At 59.0% G+C, this 19,473-nt stretch carries 22 protein-coding genes and 1 riboswitch; of the genes, 10 read left to right on the plus strand and 12 right to left on the minus strand.

Translation table 11 applies throughout. The annotated features are described in order from the left end of the window. Positions 1-90: 90 nt before the first annotated feature. Entirely contained in the window at positions 91-720 is a 630-nt protein-coding gene (locus BK670_RS07470; protein ID WP_123449255.1) for a LysE family translocator, read from the minus strand. A gap of 299 nt (positions 721-1,019) precedes the next feature. On the opposite strand from BK670_RS07470, the gene BK670_RS07475 reads away from it, so the two are divergent. From BK670_RS07475 to BK670_RS07485, 3 genes are all read left to right on the plus strand, one after another. Then, positions 1,020-1,985 carry a 2-hydroxyacid dehydrogenase gene (locus BK670_RS07475; protein ID WP_123449256.1) on the plus strand — a complete coding sequence of 322 codons (966 nt, stop codon included), beginning with the start codon at positions 1,020-1,022 and terminating at the stop codon, positions 1,983-1,985. Between the two features lie 32 nt (positions 1,986-2,017). After that, complete coding sequence (locus BK670_RS07480) at positions 2,018-3,016, plus strand: class I SAM-dependent methyltransferase (protein WP_123449257.1); 999 nt, start codon at positions 2,018-2,020, stop codon at positions 3,014-3,016. 39 nt (positions 3,017-3,055) lie between these two features. Next, positions 3,056-3,180, plus strand: a riboswitch (yybP-ykoY riboswitch). Between the two features lie 87 nt (positions 3,181-3,267). After that, positions 3,268-3,852 carry a TMEM165/GDT1 family protein gene (locus BK670_RS07485; RefSeq protein ID WP_123449258.1) on the plus strand — a complete coding sequence of 195 codons (585 nt, stop codon included), beginning with the start codon at positions 3,268-3,270 and terminating at the stop codon, positions 3,850-3,852. Positions 3,853-4,026: 174 nt separating this feature from the next. Here the strand turns inward: BK670_RS07485 and BK670_RS07495 are convergent, their stop codons facing one another. After that, complete coding sequence (locus BK670_RS07495) at positions 4,027-4,845, minus strand: M48 family metallopeptidase (protein ID WP_123449259.1); 819 nt, start codon at positions 4,843-4,845, stop codon at positions 4,027-4,029. Positions 4,846-5,108: 263 nt separating this feature from the next. Here BK670_RS07495 and BK670_RS30395 point away from each other — a divergent pair, with 263 nt between their 5' ends. Continuing rightward, a complete protein-coding gene (locus tag BK670_RS30395) occupies positions 5,109-7,250 on the plus strand; it encodes a methyl-accepting chemotaxis protein (protein WP_123449260.1) in 2,142 nt (713 codons plus the stop codon). Positions 7,251-7,318: 68 nt separating this feature from the next. Here BK670_RS30395 and BK670_RS07505 read toward each other — a convergent pair whose 3' ends face one another. From BK670_RS07505 to BK670_RS07520, 5 genes are all read right to left on the minus strand, one after another. Then, positions 7,319-8,239 carry a hypothetical protein gene (locus BK670_RS07505; protein ID WP_185036740.1) on the minus strand — a complete coding sequence of 307 codons (921 nt, stop codon included), beginning with the start codon at positions 8,237-8,239 and terminating at the stop codon, positions 7,319-7,321. After that, positions 8,202-8,885, minus strand: coding sequence for a hypothetical protein (locus BK670_RS29475; protein WP_148047007.1), 684 nt, complete (start codon positions 8,883-8,885; stop codon positions 8,202-8,204). The genes BK670_RS07505 and BK670_RS29475 overlap by 38 nt, the downstream gene beginning before the upstream one ends. Before the next feature lie 167 nt (positions 8,886-9,052). Further along, positions 9,053-9,676 (minus strand): SOS response-associated peptidase, encoded by a 624-nt coding sequence (locus BK670_RS07510; RefSeq protein ID WP_123449262.1) that lies wholly within the window; start codon positions 9,674-9,676, stop codon positions 9,053-9,055. A gap of 36 nt (positions 9,677-9,712) precedes the next feature. Further along, positions 9,713-9,973, minus strand: a complete 261-nt coding sequence (locus BK670_RS07515; RefSeq protein WP_007912819.1) for a putative signal transducing protein — start codon at positions 9,971-9,973, stop codon at positions 9,713-9,715. Between the two features lie 9 nt (positions 9,974-9,982). Continuing rightward, a complete protein-coding gene (locus tag BK670_RS07520) occupies positions 9,983-10,165 on the minus strand; it encodes a CPXCG motif-containing cysteine-rich protein (protein WP_123449263.1) in 183 nt (60 codons plus the stop codon). A 142-nt stretch (positions 10,166-10,307) separates the two neighbouring features. Here BK670_RS07520 and BK670_RS07525 point away from each other — a divergent pair, with 142 nt between their 5' ends. Then, positions 10,308-11,471, plus strand: a complete 1,164-nt coding sequence (locus BK670_RS07525) for a 1-acyl-sn-glycerol-3-phosphate acyltransferase (protein ID WP_185036741.1) — start codon at positions 10,308-10,310, stop codon at positions 11,469-11,471. A gap of 97 nt (positions 11,472-11,568) precedes the next feature. Here BK670_RS07525 and BK670_RS07530 read toward each other — a convergent pair whose 3' ends face one another. After that, positions 11,569-11,847 carry a hypothetical protein gene (locus BK670_RS07530; protein WP_016985168.1) on the minus strand — a complete coding sequence of 93 codons (279 nt, stop codon included), beginning with the start codon at positions 11,845-11,847 and terminating at the stop codon, positions 11,569-11,571. Positions 11,848-12,040: 193 nt separating this feature from the next. Here BK670_RS07530 and BK670_RS07535 point away from each other — a divergent pair, with 193 nt between their 5' ends. Continuing rightward, positions 12,041-12,247, plus strand: a complete 207-nt coding sequence (locus BK670_RS07535; RefSeq protein ID WP_008083982.1) for a hypothetical protein — start codon at positions 12,041-12,043, stop codon at positions 12,245-12,247. Between the two features lie 181 nt (positions 12,248-12,428). Here BK670_RS07535 and BK670_RS07540 read toward each other — a convergent pair whose 3' ends face one another. After that, positions 12,429-13,013: a YajG family lipoprotein gene (locus BK670_RS07540; RefSeq protein ID WP_123449265.1), complete on the minus strand. Its 585-nt coding sequence runs from the start codon at positions 13,011-13,013 to the stop codon at positions 12,429-12,431. 205 nt (positions 13,014-13,218) lie between these two features. On the opposite strand from BK670_RS07540, the gene BK670_RS07545 reads away from it, so the two are divergent. Together BK670_RS07545 and mqo are read left to right on the plus strand one after the other, a co-directional pair. After that, positions 13,219-13,452: a hypothetical protein gene (locus tag BK670_RS07545; protein WP_007912834.1), complete on the plus strand. Its 234-nt coding sequence runs from the start codon at positions 13,219-13,221 to the stop codon at positions 13,450-13,452. A 710-nt stretch (positions 13,453-14,162) separates the two neighbouring features. Further along, positions 14,163-15,671: a malate dehydrogenase (quinone) gene (gene mqo, locus BK670_RS07550; protein WP_123449266.1), complete on the plus strand. Its 1,509-nt coding sequence runs from the start codon at positions 14,163-14,165 to the stop codon at positions 15,669-15,671. Positions 15,672-15,849: 178 nt separating this feature from the next. Here mqo and BK670_RS07555 read toward each other — a convergent pair whose 3' ends face one another. The 3 genes from BK670_RS07555 to BK670_RS07565 all read right to left on the minus strand — a co-directional run bounded on the left by BK670_RS07555 (position 15,850) and on the right by BK670_RS07565 (position 17,372). Beyond that, positions 15,850-16,137 (minus strand): PA4642 family protein, encoded by a 288-nt coding sequence (locus BK670_RS07555; protein ID WP_095136825.1) that lies wholly within the window; start codon positions 16,135-16,137, stop codon positions 15,850-15,852. Between the two features lie 63 nt (positions 16,138-16,200). Beyond that, on the minus strand, positions 16,201-16,680 hold the full coding sequence (locus BK670_RS07560; protein WP_123449267.1) for a hypothetical protein: 480 nt from the start codon (positions 16,678-16,680) through the stop codon (positions 16,201-16,203). A 134-nt stretch (positions 16,681-16,814) separates the two neighbouring features. After that, positions 16,815-17,372 carry a hypoxanthine-guanine phosphoribosyltransferase gene (locus BK670_RS07565; RefSeq protein ID WP_016987197.1) on the minus strand — a complete coding sequence of 186 codons (558 nt, stop codon included), beginning with the start codon at positions 17,370-17,372 and terminating at the stop codon, positions 16,815-16,817. Between the two features lie 163 nt (positions 17,373-17,535). Between BK670_RS07565 and upp the strand changes: the two genes are divergently transcribed. Beyond that, complete coding sequence (gene upp / locus BK670_RS07570; RefSeq protein ID WP_007912842.1) at positions 17,536-18,174, plus strand: uracil phosphoribosyltransferase; 639 nt, start codon at positions 17,536-17,538, stop codon at positions 18,172-18,174. A gap of 2 nt (positions 18,175-18,176) precedes the next feature. Beyond that, the gene (locus BK670_RS07575) at positions 18,177-19,451 is read left to right on the plus strand and encodes a uracil-xanthine permease family protein (protein ID WP_103306094.1); all 1,275 of its coding nucleotides are present in this window, start codon (positions 18,177-18,179) and stop codon (positions 19,449-19,451) included. The last annotated feature ends 22 nt before the right edge of the window (positions 19,452-19,473 follow it).

Consider the following 19,473-nt stretch of genomic DNA (forward strand, 5'->3'; position numbering starts at 1 on the left):
CGAGTGCAACGAGGCTGCGATCTTTTGACTTTGTTTTTTTAAGATCAAGCTCAAAAGATCGCAGCCTTCGGCAGCTCCTACACAGTCAGATCAGTGCATTTCGGTAAACGCGATTTTCACGCCGAGCGCGATCAGCACCGCGCCCATGGTGCGGTCGAACCAGTGGCCCATGCGGGCGAAACCGGCGCGTACGCGTTGCTGGCTGAACAGCATCGCAACGAGGCAGAACCAGATCGCAGTCGCGACTGCCAGGTAAATCCCGTAGCCGGCCTGCACCGCCAGTGGCGTGTGCGGGTTGATCACCACGGTGAACAGCGACAGGAAAAACAGCGTGGCTTTCGGGTTCAGGCCGTTGGTCACGAATCCCGACGTAAACGCGCCGCGCGCCGTGCGCACGCCCGCCTCTTTGTGCAGGTCATCGGTCACGGTTGTCGCCGGTTGCGCGCGCAGCGCCTTGAAGCCGATGTACAGCAGGTAAGCCGCCGCCGCCCATTTCAACGCGTTGAACAACACGATCGACTGCGACACGATCAGGCCGATGCCGAGTAGCGAATAACCCACGTGGAGGAAAATCGCCGTGCCCACGCCCAGTGCGGTCCAGGTGCCGGCGCGACGCCCGTGGGTCACGCTTTCGCGCACCACCACGGCAAAGTCCGGGCCGGGACTGGCGACGGCCAGCAGGTGGATCAGTGCAACGGTCAAGAACTCGGTCCAGTACATAGGGGCTCCTACAATTTCGGGATAAACATGGAATCTGCGGCCACCACCCATTTGTGGCAAGGGAGCTTGCTCCCGCTCGGCTGCGCAGCAGTCGTAAAACCGGATGTCGCGGAATATCTGAAAAACTCGAGCAGGCTGCTTGGGACGGCTTCGCCCTCCAGCGGGAGCAAGCTCCCTCGCCACAGGTAGCGCACTTACCTGCAAAATATTGGCTGAGTTCGACCAGCACGTAACGATTTGTTTCATCTGGTAGGCTCGGCAGATTACGCCTTCCGTTCACCGCACAAAAGGTACAGTTGATGAGCAATCCGCGCCGCGCCGTATTCCTCGATCACCCGTCTCTGGATCTCGGCGATCTCGACCTCAGCCCGTTGCGTGCCTGCTTCAGCGACCTGCAACTGTTCGCCCAGACCCGGCCAGAACACGTCGCCGAGCGCCTGCAAGGCGCCACCGTAGCGATCACCAACAAGATCCTGATCGACGCCGCCGCCATGGCCGCCAACCCCGACCTGAAGCTGATCCTGATCACCGCCACCGGCACCAACAACGTCGATCTGGCCGCCGCCCGCGCTCGCGGCATCACCGTGTGCAACTGCCAGGGTTACGGCACGCCGTCGGTGGCGCAGCACACGATCATGCTGCTGCTCAACCTTGCCACGCGTCTGGCCGATTACCAGAAAGCCGTTGGCGAAGGTCGCTGGCAGCAGGCAAAACAGTTCTGCCTGCTCGACTACCCGATCGTTGAGCTGGAAGGCAAAACCCTCGGTCTGCTCGGACACGGCGAACTCGGTGGCGCCGTGGCGCGACTGGCCGAAGCGTTCGGCATGCGCGTGCTGCTCGGGCAGATTCCCGGCCGCCCTGCCCGCCCGGATCGTCTGCCGTTGAACGAATTGTTGCCGCAGATCGACGCCCTGACCCTGCACTGCCCGCTCAACGAACACACCCGGCACTTCATCGGCGCCCGCGAACTGGCGTCGATGAAACCCGGTGCCTTTGTGGTCAACACCGCACGCGGCGGCCTGATCGACGAACAGGCACTGGCCGATGCTCTGCGCGCCGGGCATCTGGGCGGCGCGGCCACTGATGTGTTGAGCGTCGAGCCACCGACCCAGGGCAATCCGTTGCTCGCAGCGGACATTCCGCGCCTGATCGTCACCCCGCACAACGCCTGGGGCAGCCGCGAGGCACGCCAGCGCATCGTCGGCCAATTGACCGAAAACGCTCAGGCGTTCTTCAGCGGTAAGGCGCTGCGGGTCGTCAGTTGATAAACTGCGGCACTTTTTTTTGAGGAGCAGTTATGGATCCGCGCAGTGAAGTACTGCTTCGTCAGGCCGAGTTATTCCAGGGTTCGCTGTTGCTCGCCGGTTTGCCGGCCGACGATTTGCTCGGACGCCTGCCCAACGCATTCGGCTGGTGCTGGCATGCCGGCGACCAGGCCGCGCTGGACGCCCGTTTCGAAGGCCGCAGCCACTTTGGGGTGAACATCCCTGAGCGCGAATTCGACAGCGCCGTGGTGTTTCTGCCCAAGTCCAAGGACCTGACCGATTACATCCTCAACGCCGTGGCCTCGCGCCTGGCCGGTCTAGAAGTGTTTCTGGTCGGCGAGAAACGCAGCGGCATCGAAGGCGCGGCCAAGCAGCTCAACCCGTTCGGCAAGCCACGCAAGCTCGACAGCGCGCGGCACTGCCAGCTCTGGCAAGTGACCGTGGTCAATGCGCCTGAAGCGAAGTCGCTGGAAAGCCTGGCGCAGACCTATGAACTGCCGCTGGCCGAAGGCCCACTGAAAGTCATTAGTCTGCCGGGCGTGTTCAGCCACGGTCGACTGGATCGCGGCAGCGCCCTGCTGCTGGAGCATCTGGACAAACTGCCGAGCGGCCATCTGCTCGATTTCGGTTGCGGCGCGGGTGTGCTGGGGGCGGCGGTCAAACGTCGCTACCCGCACAATCAGGTGACCCTGCTTGACGTCGATGCCTTCGCCGCCGCCAGCAGTCGTCTGACATTGGCGGCCAACGGTCTGGAAGCTGAAGTGCTGACCGGTGACGGTATCGACGCTGCGCCGATGGGTCTGAACGCGATTCTGAGCAATCCACCGTTCCATGTCGGCGTGCACACCGATTATTTCGCCACCGAGAACTTGCTGCGAAAAGCGGCGAAACATCTGAAAAACGGTGGCGAACTGCGCCTGGTGGCGAACAGTTTCCTCAAGTACCAGCCGCTGATCGAAGAGCATCTGGGTGTGTGCGCAATCAAGGCCGAAGGCAATGGTTTCCGGATTTATCGGGCCAAGCGCGGCTGAAAATTTGTTCTTGCTCTATCGGTTTTGCGAAGGCAGAATCCGCTCCGTCCTAGGGGAGTAGTCTCCCACGAGCGCCAAGCTCGTCCGGCATACGTCAACATACTTGATCCTCAGATCATGGCGTATGCGACCCAAGCGTCCGCAGCAGACGGATCGCAGGGTTTGACAAGACCTATGACACGCACACCTTACCCGGGGCGGGAAGGCTGTACGTGTCATAGCCGTGTCGACCCGCCCCTTAGGAAATCCTGATGCTGGACTCGTTACTCGTTCCCACCGCAATCGTTGCCTTGGCCGAAATCGGCGACAAGACGCAACTGCTCGCGCTGATTCTCGCCGCTCGCTTCCGCAAACCCTGGCCGATCATTGCCGGTATTGTCGCCGCGACCTTGGCCAACCACGCAGCAGCCGGTGCGGTAGGCGCCTGGTTCGGCAGTTTCTTCTCAGACTCGGTGCTTCACTGGATCCTCGCCGCGAGCTTCACCGCCACGGCGCTGTGGACACTGGTCCCGGACAAAATGGATGACGATGAAACCAGCACCGCGCGCAAGTTCGGGCCTTTCCTGACCACGCTGATTGCGTTTTTCCTCGCTGAAATGGGCGACAAGACTCAGGTCGCCACGGTAATGCTGGCCGCGCAATATCCGGAACTGTGGCTGGTGATTATCGGTACAACGGCGGGCATGTTGATTGCCAACGTGCCGGTGGTTCTGGCGGGTAATTTTGCTGCAGAGAAACTGCCGCTGACCTTGATCCGTCGCCTGGCGGCGTCGGCATTCCTGATTCTGGCGATCGTTGCGGTGTACAAGGCGATGCAGAGCAGTGGCTGGGTTTAACCCCTTTTTCTGATCTGACACAGACCTGTGGCGAGGGAGCTTGCTCCCGCTGGGCTGCGGAGCGGCCCCAAACTCTGCAATCGCGGTTTAACCGTTTCACCGCATTTGCTGCATTTACGACTGCTCCGCAGCCGAGCGGGAGCAAGCTCCCTCGCCACAATGGCCCCGTCTATCTCAGGATTTCGGGGCTTTTTCGTACAGCGGCATGACCTTCGGAATCGCCGCCTGCAACGAAGCAATCCGGCTGGCCGAGGCCGGGTGAGTGCTCATGAACTCCGGCGGTGCACCTTCCGAGGCCTTGCTCATCTTGTTCCACAAGGTGATCGCGGCGTTCGGGTTGTAGCCGGCACGGGCGGCCAGTTCCAGACCGATCAGATCGGCTTCGTTTTCGTTGGCGCGGCTGTTCGGCAGGGTCATGCCGTAATTGGCTACGGTGTCGGCCAGCGCCAGACTGTCCTGACCCAGACCGAGCAATGCACCCGCGCCCTGCTTGGCCATCTCGATCCCATAAGCCTTGGACATCGCTTCACGACCGTGCTCGCGCAGGGCGTGGGCAATTTCATGGCCCATGACCGCGGCGATTTCATCGTCGGTCAGCTTCAGGCTGTCGATCAGCCCGGTATAGAAGATGATCTTGCCGCCAGGACCACAGTTGGCGTTGAGCTCATCGCTCTTGATCAGATTGACTTCCCACTGCCATTGCGCCGCATCCGGACGGAAGTTCGGCGCCTGGGCGATCAGGCGGTTGGCAATCGCCTGCACCCGCTTGGCCTCGGGACTGGTCTTGTCCAGCACACCTTTGCTGGACGCCTCGCCGACGGTCTTCTGATACGACTGCGCATACATCTGGTCGACCTCTTGCGAGGACAGCATGCTGAACATGTACTGCTTGCGCTCCACACCCACGGCGCCGCCGCTGGTGGTGTTGACCGACTGACAACCGGCCAGCAACAGCGCTGCGCTCAGTGCACTTACAACCAATGTCTTGTTCATTCAAAAGCTCCCTGAAAACCTGCCGCGTATCCTAGGCGGGTAATTGTATCCACGCCAGATACAACGGACGTGTTGCAGCGACTTTCAGATGTTTCCCACCAGCGCTGTCGTAAAAAATTCACAGCGACCGCCAAGCCCCGTGTAACTGCGTCGCGCACTGATCCATTTGCGACATCGGCTTTCAATGGCACCGGCTCGCACTCATGGCCCGATGCCGGCTGCCGATACAACAGCGCAGACGTCCTCTTGCGTGCGGAGCTCCCATGAAGTTCAAGTCGATCCAGTTTTCCGTCGCCGCCCTGGCCGGCGCCATCGTGCTCAGTGTGGTCGCCGCGCTGGTGCTGTATGCGCTGTTTTCCGGCGCGCGCACGCAAGAGATGGTGCAACAGCGCACTCAAGCGCAGTTCGAGCAAGTCATCGAACAGCGCCTGACCTCGCTGGCGCAAACCCAGGTCAGCCAGATCCAGCGCGAGCTCGAAGCGCCACTGTTGATTGCCGGCGGCCTGGTACGGGTCAACGCCCTGCTCGGCACACCAGGTGCTGATGGCCAGCCGCGCCTGACCGTCAGCCGCGAGCAACTGATCAGCCTGATCAAAGAGAACGTCGAAAAGAACCCGAAAATTCTCGGCACCTACATCGGCTGGGAGAAAAACGCCCTCGACCACAACGACGCGGCCTATGTCGGCACCAGCGTGGTCGGTATCGACGCGGCCAACGGGCGCTTTCTGCCGTGGTGGTTCCGCAACGATGACGGCACCCTCGGCCTCGACAAACTGGTCGACGTCGACGACCAGAAAACCTTGTCCACCGGCGTGCGCGCCAGCGAGTACTACCTGTGCTCGAAAGAAAGCAAAAAATCCTGCGTGATCGATCCGGCGCCGTACAAAGTCGGCGACAAGATCGTCATGCTCGCCTCTTTTATTGAACCGATCATGCTCAACGGCGCCTTCCAGGGCATCGTCGGCGCCGACCTGTCGGTGAACTTCATTCAGGAAATGCTCCTCGGCGCCAACCAGAAGCTGTACAGCGGCGCCGGGCAAATGGCCCTGATTGGCGGCAACGGCCGGATCGTTGCGTACACCCAAGACCCGAGCAAATTCGGTGAAAAAGTCAGCGACATCCTCGACGCCGAGCAGATAGCCAACCTGGCCAATCTCAAACGCGGCGAAGTGACTTACTCGGTCGACAAGGACAAGGGCCGCATCGAGTTGTACCTGCCGTTCGGCATCGGCCAGACCGACGCGCGCTGGACATTGATGCTGCAATTGCCGCTCAACGCGGTGATGGCCGACCTGCAAAAACTGCAGGGCGACCTGGAGGCCCAGCGCAAATCCGACACCTTCGGCATGGCCATGGTCGGTCTGCTCATCGCCGGCCTCGGCCTGCTGGTGATCTGGCTGGTCGGCCACGGTATCGCTCGACCGCTGAAGCAAATGGTCGCGATGCTTAATGACATTGCTCAGGGCGAAGGCGATCTGACCCGTCGTTTGAGCAGTGATCGCAGCGATGAATTGGGTTCGATCGCCAAGGGCTTCAACACCTTTTTGGCCAAGTTGCAGGCGATGATCACCCAAGTGGTGACGTCGGTGCAGAGCGTCAGCGATTCCTCGGAGCACACCGCCGATATCGCGATTCGCACCAACATCGGCATCCAGAAACAAATGGCCGAGATCGATCAGGTCGCCACGGCGGTGCAGGAAATGACCGCCACCGCGCAGGACGTCGCGCGTAACGCGACGCAGGCGGCACAAGCGGCCAGTCATGCCGATCAGGCCGCCAGCCAGGGCATGCAGATTGTCCGCGATACGTCCAATTCGATCGGCGTGTTGGCGCTGGAAATCGGCAAGGCTGTCGATGTGGTGCAGACCCTGGCCAAGGACAGCGAGAACATCAACGCCATCCTCACCGCCATTCGCGGCATCGCCGAGCAGACCAACCTGTTGGCCCTGAACGCGGCGATCGAAGCGGCGCGTGCCGGCGAGCAGGGTCGTGGTTTTGCCGTGGTGGCGGACGAAGTACGCAATCTGGCGCAGAAAACCCAGAAAGCCACCGAAGAAATCCAGACCATGATCCAGCAACTGCAACAAGGCACTCGCGATGTCGTGCGGGTCATGGAAGACAGCCAGAACCGTACCGACGAAAGCGTGCAGCACGCGGCGAAAGCAGCTGAGGCGCTGGAGACGATCACTCAGGCAGTGTCAGTGATCAACGACATGAACACGCAGATTGCCAGTGCGGCCGAAGAGCAGAGCGCGGTGGCCGATGACATCAACCGTAACGTGATCAATATCGGGCAAGTGGCGAATGAAGTGGCGGGTGGTGCGGATGAGTCGAGCTCGGCGAGTGCGGACCTGACCAAACTGGCGGAGCAGCAGCGGCGGTTGATCAATCAGTTCAAGGTGTAGTGATCTATTGGCGCAAGGTGACTTTCAGTCAGGCCAGACAACCGTCCTTGCGCTCATCAATCACCCGCCTACTTGATAAAAAGATCTGCACCGACAATCGGTGACGGGTTGCCCGCTTCATCCGTAGCAAAAGTGCAATAACGGACATTATGTGTTTTGGGTAGGGTCATCTCGTGAGTAAACAGAGAGTAATCACTTTGACTGTGGCAGTCGGTCGCATCGAGCACACCATACTTAAAATAGGATTTAATATTTTCGTTAAGCCGGACGGATGTCCCCACCTGCCACTCAGTCCCGATATCGAATGTCAAAATCTTCGGCACCTGAACCGGAGCCGTATTATCTATTTGGCGCAACTGAACCGTCGCATAATTCAGGGATGGCCAGTCTGGCTGGCCATACCGTTTACCAATAACGCAAATAGCCTGAACGCCTTCACTGTTATCGACAGCCAATCCTGTCAAGGGTTGATCGACCACCTTGACTGCCTCGCCATACCCTTCTGACTGTTCACACTGGATGGAACTGGCAGCACCCGTTTTGTAGCGAACAAATTCATAGCCGTCTTCAATCCTCAGATTCCACTTGGCTGGTCGCAGCTGACCGTCACTTTCCAGAACCTTGGAGCGCGTCGACCACGATCCTGTTCGCACCAGTCGGACTCCGGTACCCGGATCAAGTTTACTCAAGTCCAGGGTATTATCAGCTCGAAGCGCCGCCAGAATGACATCCACCGCATTGGTATAAACACCCTCAGGGCGACTGATCAATCCGGACCGGGTTATTTCACAGGGGCGGGCATACCCGCAACCGGAATACTCAGCAGCGGTTGCTGTCGACAGCACGCCGATTACACGGTCGCTACCCCTGGCAAAGACAGGTGAACCCGAAGAACCTCCAGAAACGCCAATGCAATCATTGGCGCGTGCCTTTGGCCAAAACCACGGTAGCTCAGGCCTGATCGGAAAGTCGCTTTCGAAAACAGCCACAGGCGGCCGTGACGAGCAAACTGAATGCCGTAGATAATGATCCGGAAAAAAAACCCTCAGGAATATGTACAAGGTCAATGCCAACATCGGAGGTTTCAAAGTTTTTTAAAACTGCAGGCTTAATGCCTCGCGAGCGAAGTTCGCCATAAGTAACGTCCAACTGCAACAACCCGATATCCGCACCTTTCATACTCGAATAAACAATACGATTTATAGAATATCTGTAGTGATCGCGAACATTGTCATAAAAATAAGCGGGGATAAAAAAATAATTCGGCGATACCGGACTGTCTATAACGACATCATTACTACCTATCATACTGGCGTCACGAGCACAGTGATCAGCAGTGATAATAAGAGCACGCTGATCAGATTTTGGCGTCTCGCTGCCTGCCACAAGTGTTGCCGTGCATTCCCACCCCTTGGAACCGGACGTACCTCTCATTTTACCGACCGCAAAGAATCGCTCTGATCCCGTCGCGGTAGCTGATAACAATGGAGGTAGCTCAGCCGAGGACAATACGTTACGGGCCGTACTGGATATAATCATGCTGTCCGCATAACTTGTATCAAAGCAAAGGCTCAAGTACACCGTTATAAATAGATAACTCCTGGACAGCCTGGAAAGTAGGCGGATAACACTCATTGAATCACTCCTTTTTATACTTACTGAAATCGTACGACTTCAAGTACCGTCGGAGGAATACGCGTGTTAACCCATAGTGTCTACTGTCAGAAATTACAGGTAGCTGCCTTTTTTTGGACAACGCAGCTACCGCTTGTCGAACATCAAACAGGCAATATCAAATTCGTTCAACCCGGGGTCAGACACTCCGGCCCATTAAGCTTGGGATCATTGATCAGATTCGCCAGCACCCGCTCGCGCAATGCCGCTGGTTCGCTGGCCAGCAAACCCTGCAACACATGTAGCGGCGCCTCGGGATCGAGCCACGCCGCCTGCCCGGCCTCATCGAGAATCAACGGCCGGCGCTGACTCGAGGCCGGCTGCGTAATCACTGCGGTGCTCAACCAGACCTGCTCCTGCACCGGATACGCCTCCCAGATCGCCGCGAAAAACAGTGAAGAACCCTCCCCCGGCGTCAGCCAGAACGGCCGCTTGCGTTGCGTCCCACGCCATTCGTAGAAACCGTTGGCCGGCAGCAGGCAGCGGCGCAGACGCAAGGCTTCGCGGAACATAGGTTGCTCGGCCACGGTTTCCGCCCGGGCATGTGCCGGTGTTTTCGACAGATCGGTCAGCCACGGCGGCGTTAATCCCCAACGGGCGCGGGCCAGGGTGCGCTGGCCATCTTCACCGGCACGCAGCATCAACACCGAATCATTGGGGGAAATGTTCCACTGCGCCTGCTGATCAGCGGGAAAACCTGGCAGGGTCGCGAAATCGCGGTTCCAGCGAAACAGGGCATAACGTCCACACATGGGGCAACACGACTCTGAAGTAAAACGAAGGCCAGCCTAACAGACCAGCGTCCCGGGGAAGCTCTCCGGTTCATCGCCGGGCAGCGGCAGCGCGGCATTGTACGCGGTGATCAGCTCGCGAGCGTATTCGGCCTGATCGTTATCCACCGACAGCCCCAACAAGCCAAAGATCGGCAGTTCCCCCGTACCACCGAGCAAATCGCGGCCGATCAGATGCGCCTCGATGCCTTCGCTGGCGAGCATGCCCTTGAGCATTTCACCTTCCATCAGGTTTTCCGGCTCGTAGATTCGCTGCATGAGCGCCCCTCACTCGTTTTCGCTGAAGACTTCCAGATGCCACTCATCTTCGTGAACCTGCAATACGAACGTGATTGGCCGACAACACACCTGACAGTCCTCAATGTAGGTCTGATCGCCGCCGGACAGGTCCAGCGTAGTCTCGACCTCCTCACCACAATACGGACATTCATACAGTGCGCTTTCCAGCATCGCGGTCTCCCAAGTGACTTGTGCGTATAATCGCCGGTCTATTTGCAGGGCTATTTTTGTCTGGCTACTTTTTCAGACCGTGCCCCGCGGTTTTTCGATCAAAACCTTTACTTACCCTAGCCGTTTCCAACAAGAGAGCATGATGGGCGAATTCGATGCCATCCGACCTTACGACGACAGCGAAGTACCTGTGGTACTGGCAAGACTGCTCGGCGACAAGGCGTTTCTAGATATCCTCACCCACTTCCGCTTCCCGCGTTTTGCCGGGGCCTTCGGCTGGATGCTCAAACCACTTATAGCCCATCGGCTGCGTCGTGAGTTCGCCGACGTGACGTCGGTGGCGACGTTGCAGGACAAGGTCGAGTCCTACGTCGACCACACCATCGAGCGCGCCACCGACGGCGTGACCTACACCGGTGTCGAGCAATTCAAGTCCGGCAGCGCCTACCTGTTCATCGCCAACCACCGCGATATCGTCATGGACCCGGCCTTCGTCAACTACGCCGTGTACCACGCCGGCCTGCCGACCCCACGCATTGCGATTGGCGACAACCTGCTGCAGAAGCCGTTTGTCAGCGACCTGATGCGCCTGAACAAGAGCTTCATCGTTCATCGTTCGATCACCGGGCGTCGCGAGAAAATGGCCGCGTATCAACTGTTGTCGGCGTACATCAACCACTCGATCCGCAACGATTGCGCCTCGATCTGGATCGCTCAGGCCGAAGGCCGGGCGAAGGACGGTGACGACCGTACCGAGTCGGCGATCCTCAAGATGTTCCACATGAGCCGCAAGGACGAGCCGTTCGGCGAGGTCATTCAGTCGCTGAACCTCACCCCGGTGTCGATCAGCTACGAATATGACCCGTGCGATCAGGCCAAGGCCCGCGAGCTGTACATCCGCGCCACCACTGGCACCTACGCGAAAGCGCCGGGTGAGGATGACGTGAGCATCGCCAAAGGTATCACTGGCTACAAGGGCCGGGTGCACGTGAACTTTGCGGCGCCGATCACCGAGCTGTTCGAAGACACCAAGCAATTGGCGGTCGAAATGGACAAGCAGATTCTCGGCGGTTACCGGTTGTTCCCGGTGCATTACCTGGCGTATGCGCAGTGGGCTGATGCCGATCCGCAGTTGAATGTGCCGAAGGCTGCCGAGGTGTTCCCGGCCGATGAACTGGCCAAGGCGCAGGAAGAATGGCAGAGCCGGCTGGACGCTTGCCCTGAGGAGCATCGTCCGTACATGGTGCTGCAATATGCGACGCCGGTGCGTAATCAGTACCGGGTCAAGGCTGGGTTGCCGCTGTAAAGCAACAGCAAGATCAAAAGATCGCAGTCTTCGGCAGCTCCTACAGGATGCACATCATTCCTGTGTAGGAGCTGCCGAAGACTGCGATCTTTTGCTTTTAAAAGCGGGTGCTGATCCAGGAAACGATCAGGGCCAGGCCGAGGCAGGCGAAGCCGAAGCGATAGAAAAACCGGTTCATGCGCAAGGTCGCCCAATCGAGGATCGGCTCGGCGTTCGGTTGCGCCTGACGCTGGGCGGCAATGCTGGCCATCGCACGCTGCTCACGGCGGCGAGTGGCGTGCAGCAGCCAACTGCCCGGAAACGCCAACAACAACGCCAGCAGATTGATCAACTTGGCGGGATGGGCGGTAAACAGCGTCATCAAATGCAGCGACATCACAGACCTCTATCTGAACCGGTACGGCAGTCGCCAGATCGACGACTGCGGCGCGGATTCTAACCAAACCTGCCCGTTCAACCCCAGTCTTTGCGACAAATAACCTGACAATCGACCGATGGCTGTCCTGTGTCACGGCATCGTCATGTGGATACACCAAGATGCGCGCCTCGAAACGCACATGGAACGCGACATGCTTCACGCTGAAAACCAGGACCGTCTGTACCTCATTACCCCTTACGACGAACAACAAAGCCTCGTCGGCAGCCTCGCCTTCAATGTTCAGGATCGCCATTGGCTGGTGTATTGCGCGCTCGGCGGGCATCAGCATGCGGATTTGCCCGAGACGGATTTGCTGACGGGTGTCAGCGTTCTCGACTTTTACTCACAGGCTGCCTGAACAACACCGCCGCCCTGTAGGAGCTGCCGCAGGCTGCGATCTTTTGACTTTGATTTTCAAAAACAAGATCAAAAGATCGCAGCCTGCGGCAGTTCCTACAGGGGATTAGCGTTGAATCCAGCAGGCATGAAAAAGCCCGGAGCCATCACTGGCGCCGGGCTTTTTCACATCTACCGAAAGCTTACTCGGCGAGCACCTGACCCACAGTCGGATCCTTGAACAGACGCGTCAGTGCATCGCTCAACACGTCGCTGACCAGCTTGGTGTTGGTTTCCTGGTTCGGCGCCATGCCGAAACGCTGGTCCAGCGAGGCACCGTAACGGCCACTGTAGCGACGGTTGGCGTTCTGCACGTCGGAGCGGAAGGTCGCGCCGATGGTCGCTTCGGTCACGTACATGCCTTCTTTCGGCGACTGGTATTTCAGCTCGGCCAGGGTCACGGTCAACTGCGGCGCGTTCGGCGCGTTGTTGGTCGGGGTGAAGCCGAGCAGACGCACGGCGGCTTCAGCCTGAGCCTGCAGTTTGGGCAGGATCTGCTCGCGCTGCACGGTGATGGCGCTGGTTTCCGGGTACAGGCCGCCACGGGTGCCCAAGGTTGGCGACGGACGACCGTCAACCACACGCACGACGACTGGCTGGCCACGGCCGATCGGTGCCAGCTGGGTGGTCAGCTTCGGCTCCGGGCTCAGTTGTTGCGGGCTGTGGGCGCAGCCGGCCAGGGTCAAACCGGCCACAGTGATCAAACCGAACAACAGGCGTTGCAACATGCTCTTCTCTCCAGAATCAGGCACAAACAGGCCGGCAGTATAGCGGTGGGCCACTGCGGGTAACCAGCGCCCGGCAGCGAATACTGAAATGTCTGACAAACCCATGGGAAAGCGGTTCCTGTCACAGATTATTCACCCGACATACACGCTCACGTCACGGCGCATTGGCAACCTTGCAATCAGTCCCCCCACAAGGTACTCAATCATGCGTTATCTGATCTCGTTGTTCGCCCCGCGCCCGTTGCACCGCAGCTTCGCCCTGCTCGACCGCAACGGTCATTGCCAGGCATTCAAGCAGTGCAGCCTGCAACCGATGGGCGACGGTTGGGTGGAAATCGAAGAAATCCGTCTCAACTGGTTGCACCAGCCACTGCCCGCCAGCGCCCGCGTCATAGCGTCGCAGCCCCGCGCACGGGTGCAAGCGATGTTGAGCATCTGACCGGATGCCTAATAAAAGTCATTAAACACGAGCAACTGCCCGCATTTCTTCGATACAATCTCCCCCCGATTATAAGGACGTCTCCTGATCGGGCCCCGCAACAGCGTCAATGCGCATGCATCGACACCCAAAATCGCCCACAGAGAGCCGCCCACACAGATCGAGTGAAGTTGGCGCGCTTGCCTGTTCTTCCGGCAAAAACCCCGCTTTTCGCGAATCTGCAGAGCTGTCATGACGCTCGGCCACCGCGTTGTTTTGCCCTTGCGGGCAGGGTGCCAGGCCTGGACAGCCCTTTTTTGAGGTTCACGTCTTCAAAAGAGCGTGAAAAAAACGGGTTTTCACAACTTCACAAGAGTGTGGCGAGCAAATGAAAAGTTTTGCGTCTGAACATGCACCATTAGCGTCTGAAACAGCCCAACGACACAGGACCGGGTATACCTCGAATATCGGAGCCTGAAGCCTGTCCGCTACGGATTTGGTTGCACAAAAACGGATGTCTCGACCATAAGTCGAATTGCCAGCTGCGTGCTGAAATGAGTTCATGGAGCTCTTGAAAGCCAAGCCGCATACATCCGTCGAAGTTGCGAAAAATTGCGAAGATTCGGACATGGCGAACCTGACCACGGATAGCTGGGGCACAACTGATCTGTCCCGGAACGCCTGGCAGCCATGCCGACAATTTGGTGCTGCAGATTTTGGAGACGCGTTAAATGGCGCATAACGAAGCAGTCGACGTAGTTCTGGTTGGGGCGGGCATCATGAGTGCCACCCTGGCCGTGCTGCTCAAAGAGCTCGACCCCGCGATCAAGCTGGAAGTCGTCGAGCTGATGGATTCCGGTGCTGCCGAGAGTTCCAACCCCTGGAACAACGCCGGTACCGGCCACGCGGGTCTGTGCGAGCTGAACTACACTCCGCAGGCGGCTGATGGCACCGTCGACATCAAGAAAGCCGTGCACATCAACACCCAGTTCGAGGTGTCGAAGCAGTTCTGGTCGTACCTGACCAAGAAAGGCACGTTCGGCTCGTGCAAATCCTTTATCAGCCCGGTGCCGCACCTGAGTTTCGTCCAGGGCGACAAAGGCGTTTCTTTCCTCAAGGAACGTTTCGAGGTCCTGCACAAGCATCACGCGTTCTCCGACATGGAGTACACCGAAGACAAGGCGAAGATGGCCGAGTGGATGCCGCTGATGATGCCGGGCCGCTCGCCGGACGAAGTCCTTGCCGCCACCCGCGTGATGAACGGCACCGACGTCAACTTCGGCGCCCTGACCAATCAGCTGCTCAAGCACCTGACCAGCGCACCCGACACTCAAGTCAAATACTGCAAGCGCGTCACCGGCCTCAAGCGTAACGGCGCGGGCTGGACCGTCAGCATCAAAGACGTCAACAGCGGCAGCAGCCGTGAAGTCGACGCCAAGTTCGTCTTCCTCGGTGCGGGTGGCGCGGCGTTGCCGTTGCTGCAGGCTTCGGGCATCGAAGAAAGCAAAGGCTTCGGCGGCTTCCCGATCAGCGGCCAGTGGCTGCGCTGCGACAACCCGGAAGTGGTCAAGCATCACCAGGCCAAGGTTTACAGCCAGGCTGCTGTGGGTTCGCCACCGATGTCGGTGCCGCACCTGGACACCCGCGTAGTCGACGGCAAGAAGTCCCTGCTGTTCGGGCCATACGCCGGTTTCACCACCAAGTTCCTCAAGCACGGTTCCTTCATGGACCTGCCGCTGTCGGTTCGCGCCGGCAACATCGGGCCGATGCTGGCCGTGGCGAAAAACAACATGGACCTGACCAAGTACCTGGTCAGCGAAGTGATGCAATCGATGGAGCAGCGTCTGGATTCCCTGCGCCGCTTCTACCCGGAGGCGAAAGCCGAAGACTGGCGCCTGGAAGTGGCCGGCCAACGGGTACAGATCATCAAGAAAGACCCGAAAAAGGGCGGCATCCTGCAGTTCGGTACCGAACTGGTTGCGGCCAAGGACGGCTCGCTCGCCGCCCTGCTCGGCGCTTCGCCGGGTGCGTCGGTGACCGTTTCGATCATGCTGGAACTGATCGAGAAATGCTTCCCGGCCAAGGCCAAGGGTGAGTGGGCCGGCAAACTGGCGGAAATCTTCCCGGCCCGTGAAAAGGTCCTGGAAACCGATGCTGCGCTGTATCGCAAGATCAACACGCAGAACAACATCGCGCTGGAACTGGTTGAAGAAAGCAGCGAGACCCCAAGCTACGCTTGATCTTGCCGCATAAAAAACGCCCCGTACTCAGTGAGTGCGGGGCGTTTTTTTTATGCCCGAAACTTGAAACACCGACCTCTGTGGCGAGGGAGCTTGCTCCCGCTGGGCTGCGCAGCGGCCCCAATTTCGAACGCTGCGCACTCAAGCGGGAGCAAGCTCCCTCGCCACAGGGATGGTGTTAGGCGCGGGCTTTTTCGATCAGTTCGATATAGTCCGGGGCGTTACGCTGATCGGCGATCAGGTCAACAAAGGTCTTGCCGTGCTCGTCCTTGCCATCCACGTCATAACCGGCCGCAACGAAGAACGTCAGAAAGCGCTCGAAATCATCGATACGCAAGCCACGATAAGCCTTGATCAGTTTGTGCAGCGACGGCGAAGTGGCATCGACCGGCTCAAAATCGAGGAACAGCTTGATCTGCTCATCGCCGATCTCGTCACCAATCACTTGTTTCTTATCTTTACGCATTGCCGACTCCAGCTCGCAGACATTACACGGGGCGGGCAGTTTACCCCTGCCCGGCCGCCCGGCTCAACGCGATCGCACCGCCCCGGTGTGCAAATCGGCCCAGATATGGCCGTTGGCGTAACTGAGGAACTGCACATACACGGTGTCGTTGCGCAGCAAGTCGATCACCACGCGGTACTGGGCCAAGGGGTAGAACAGCGTGAGGGTTTTGCTCTTGTCGTCGTAGACCGGTTTTTTCAGGCTTTTGCTTTCGCCGTCGAAATTGACCAGCACTTGGGTGATGGTCGCGCCCTTGTTCAGGGACTTGCCCTTGAGGCGGATCATCAGCGGTGATGTCACCGGAATCGGCTGCTGATTGGACTGGCGTTGCGCGCCGATGACCACGGAGTAGTCAGTGACCTGCATGAGTTGCTGCTGCTCGGGCTCGGCATCGCGCACGGTCAGATCGTCCGGCGGCAGGAATTGACTGTGCATCGGCGCGGCGGACAGCGGCAGGCTGAGGGTCAGCAACAGGGCGGCAAAGCTGCGGATCAAGAGGCTCATGACAGGCTCCGGGGGCGGGGCCGAGCACTCTAGCATGGGATTAAAAGCAAAAGATCGCAGCGATCCGCAGCTCCTACAGGGTGTACATCAATCCCCTGTAGGAGCTGCCGAAGGCTGCGATCTTTTGATCTTGCTTACATGCCTTTAACGGCAAAGATCCCGTTGGCGTTGCGCCAGTAACCTTTGTAGTCCATGCCATAACCGAAGATGTAACGGTCGATGCACGGCAGGCCGACGAAATCGGCTTTCAGGTCAGGACGCGCCTTGCGGTCGTGATCCTTGTCGATCAACACGGCGGTGTGCACTTTGCGCGCGCCGGCGTGTTTGCAGAAGTCGATGATCGCGCCGAGGGTGTGACCTTCATCGAGGATGTCGTCGATGATCAGCACGTCGCGGTCGATGAACGAAACTTCCGGCTTGGCTTTCCAGAACAGGTCGCCGCCGCTGGTTTCGTTGCGATAACGGGTCGCGTGCAGGTAGGACGCTTCCAGCGGGAACTGCAGATGCGTCAGCAGTTTGCCGGAGAAAATCAGCCCGCCGTTCATCACGCAGAACACCACCGGGTTGCTGTCGGCCAGTTGTTCGTTGATTTGTGCACCGACGCGGGCGATGGCGGCCTCGACTTCAGATTCGGTGTACAGGCAGTCAGCCTCTCGCATGATTTGACGGATATGCTCGAGATCAGCGGACATGGCGCTCTCCAGGGGGTGGCGGAATTGGAAAAGCGGGCAAAGGTACGCATCCATTGAGGCCGAATCAAGCCTTTATGGACTAACGTACAGAATGTCCTATAGGACATCACCCTCGGATAGATTAATCTAGGCCGGTTTTTTTGCCCGCCGCCGGAGTTTTTCCATGCCCATCCTCGAGATCCGCCATCCGCTGATCCGCCATAAACTCGGCCTGATGCGCCGCGCCGATATCAGCACCAAGAACTTCCGTGAGCTTGCTCAGGAAGTCGGCGCCCTGTTGACCTATGAAGCTACAAAAGATTTGCCGCTGGAGTCCTACGATATTGCAGGCTGGTGCGGCACCGTGTCGGTCGAGAAAATCGCCGGCAAGAAGATCACCGTCGTGCCGATCCTGCGCGCCGGTATCGGCATGCTCGAAGGCGTGCTGAGCCTGATTCCGGGTGCCAAAGTTTCCGCTGTGGGCGTGGCCCGCAACGAAGAAACCCTGCAAGCGCACACCTATCTGGAAAAACTGGTTCCGGAAATCGACGAACGGCTGGCGATGATCATCGACCCGATGCTCGCCACTGGCAGCTCCATGGTTGCGACCATCGACCTGCTGAAGAAAGCCGGCTGCAAGGACATCCGCGCGATGGTGCTGGTCGCCGCGCCGGAAGGCATTGCCGCCGTAGAAAAGGCTCACCCGGACGTGACCATCTACACCGCGTCCATCGATGAGCGCTTGAACGAGCACGGTTACATCATCCCAGGGCTTGGCGACGCCGGTGACAAGATCTTCGGCACCAAGCAGAAGGACGCGTAACCATGCAGCAAGAGTTCAACGATCCGCTCTGGCGCACGGTGCTGTCCGGCGCCCAGATGCTGTTCGTGGCTTTCGGCGCCCTGGTGCTGATGCCGCTGATCACGGGCCTTGACCCGAACGTGGCACTGTTTACCGCGGGTTTAGGGACGATCCTGTTCCAGATCGTCACCGGGCGTCAGGTGCCGGTGTTTCTGGCGTCGAGCTTCGCGTTCATCACCCCGATCATTCTCGCCAAGGGCCAGTTCGGCCTCGCCGCGACCATGGGCGGTGTCATGGCGGCCGGTTTCGTCTACACCTTCCTCGGCCTGGCCGTGAAGATCAAAGGCACCGGTTTCATCGACCGTCTGCTGCCGCCGGTGGTGATTGGTCCAGTGATCATTTCCATCGGCCTGGCCATGGCGCCGATTGCCGCGAACATGGCGATGGGCAAGGCTGGCGACGGTTCGGAACTGATCCACTACCAGACCGCGATGATGATCTCGATGCCGGCGCTGCTGACGACGTTGATCGTGGCCGTGTTCGGTAAAGGCATCTTCCGCCTGGTGCCGATCATTTCCGGGGTGCTGGTCGGTTTTGGTATGGCGTTCTATTTCGGTGTCGTTGATACCGCGAAGATTGCTGCAGCGCCATGGTTTGCGATCCCGCATTTCACCGCGCCGGAGTTCAACTGGCAGGCGATCCTGTTCATCGTTCCAGTGGCATTGGCCCCGGCCATTGAACACATCGGCGGCGTGATTGCCGTGGGTAGCGTGACCGGTCGCGATTACCTGAAGAAGCCGGGCCTGCATCGCACCCTGCTCGGTGACGGCATTGCCACCACTGCTGCCGGCCTGTTCGGTGGTCCGCCCAACACCACGTACGCCGAAGTCACTGGCGCGGTGATGCTGACCAAGAACTACAACCCGAAAATCATGACCTGGGCGGCGATTTTCGCCATCAGCCTGGCGTTCATCGGCAAGTTCGGCGCGCTGCTGCAAAGCATTCCGGTGCCGGTGATGGGCGGGATTCTGTGCTTGCTGTTCGGTTCGATCGCGGCGGTGGGCATGAACACCCTGATCCGTCACAAGATCGATCTGGGCGAGGCGCGCAATTTGGTGATCGTTTCGGTGACGCTGGTGTTCGGGATTGGCGGTGTGCTGGTCGGCACCGGCACCGGTCCGGACGACTTCGGCCTCAAAGGCATCGCGCTGTGCGCGGTGGTGGCGATTGCGCTGAACCTGATTCTGCCGGGCAATGATGGCTGGAAGAACAAGAAGGCGGATGAGCCGCTGATCTAAAATCTGGCTCATTACCTGTGGC

Source organism: Pseudomonas fluorescens (assembly GCF_003732425.1).
In the GTDB taxonomy this organism is placed as follows: Bacteria; Pseudomonadota; Gammaproteobacteria; order Pseudomonadales; family Pseudomonadaceae; genus Aquipseudomonas; species Aquipseudomonas fluorescens_BE.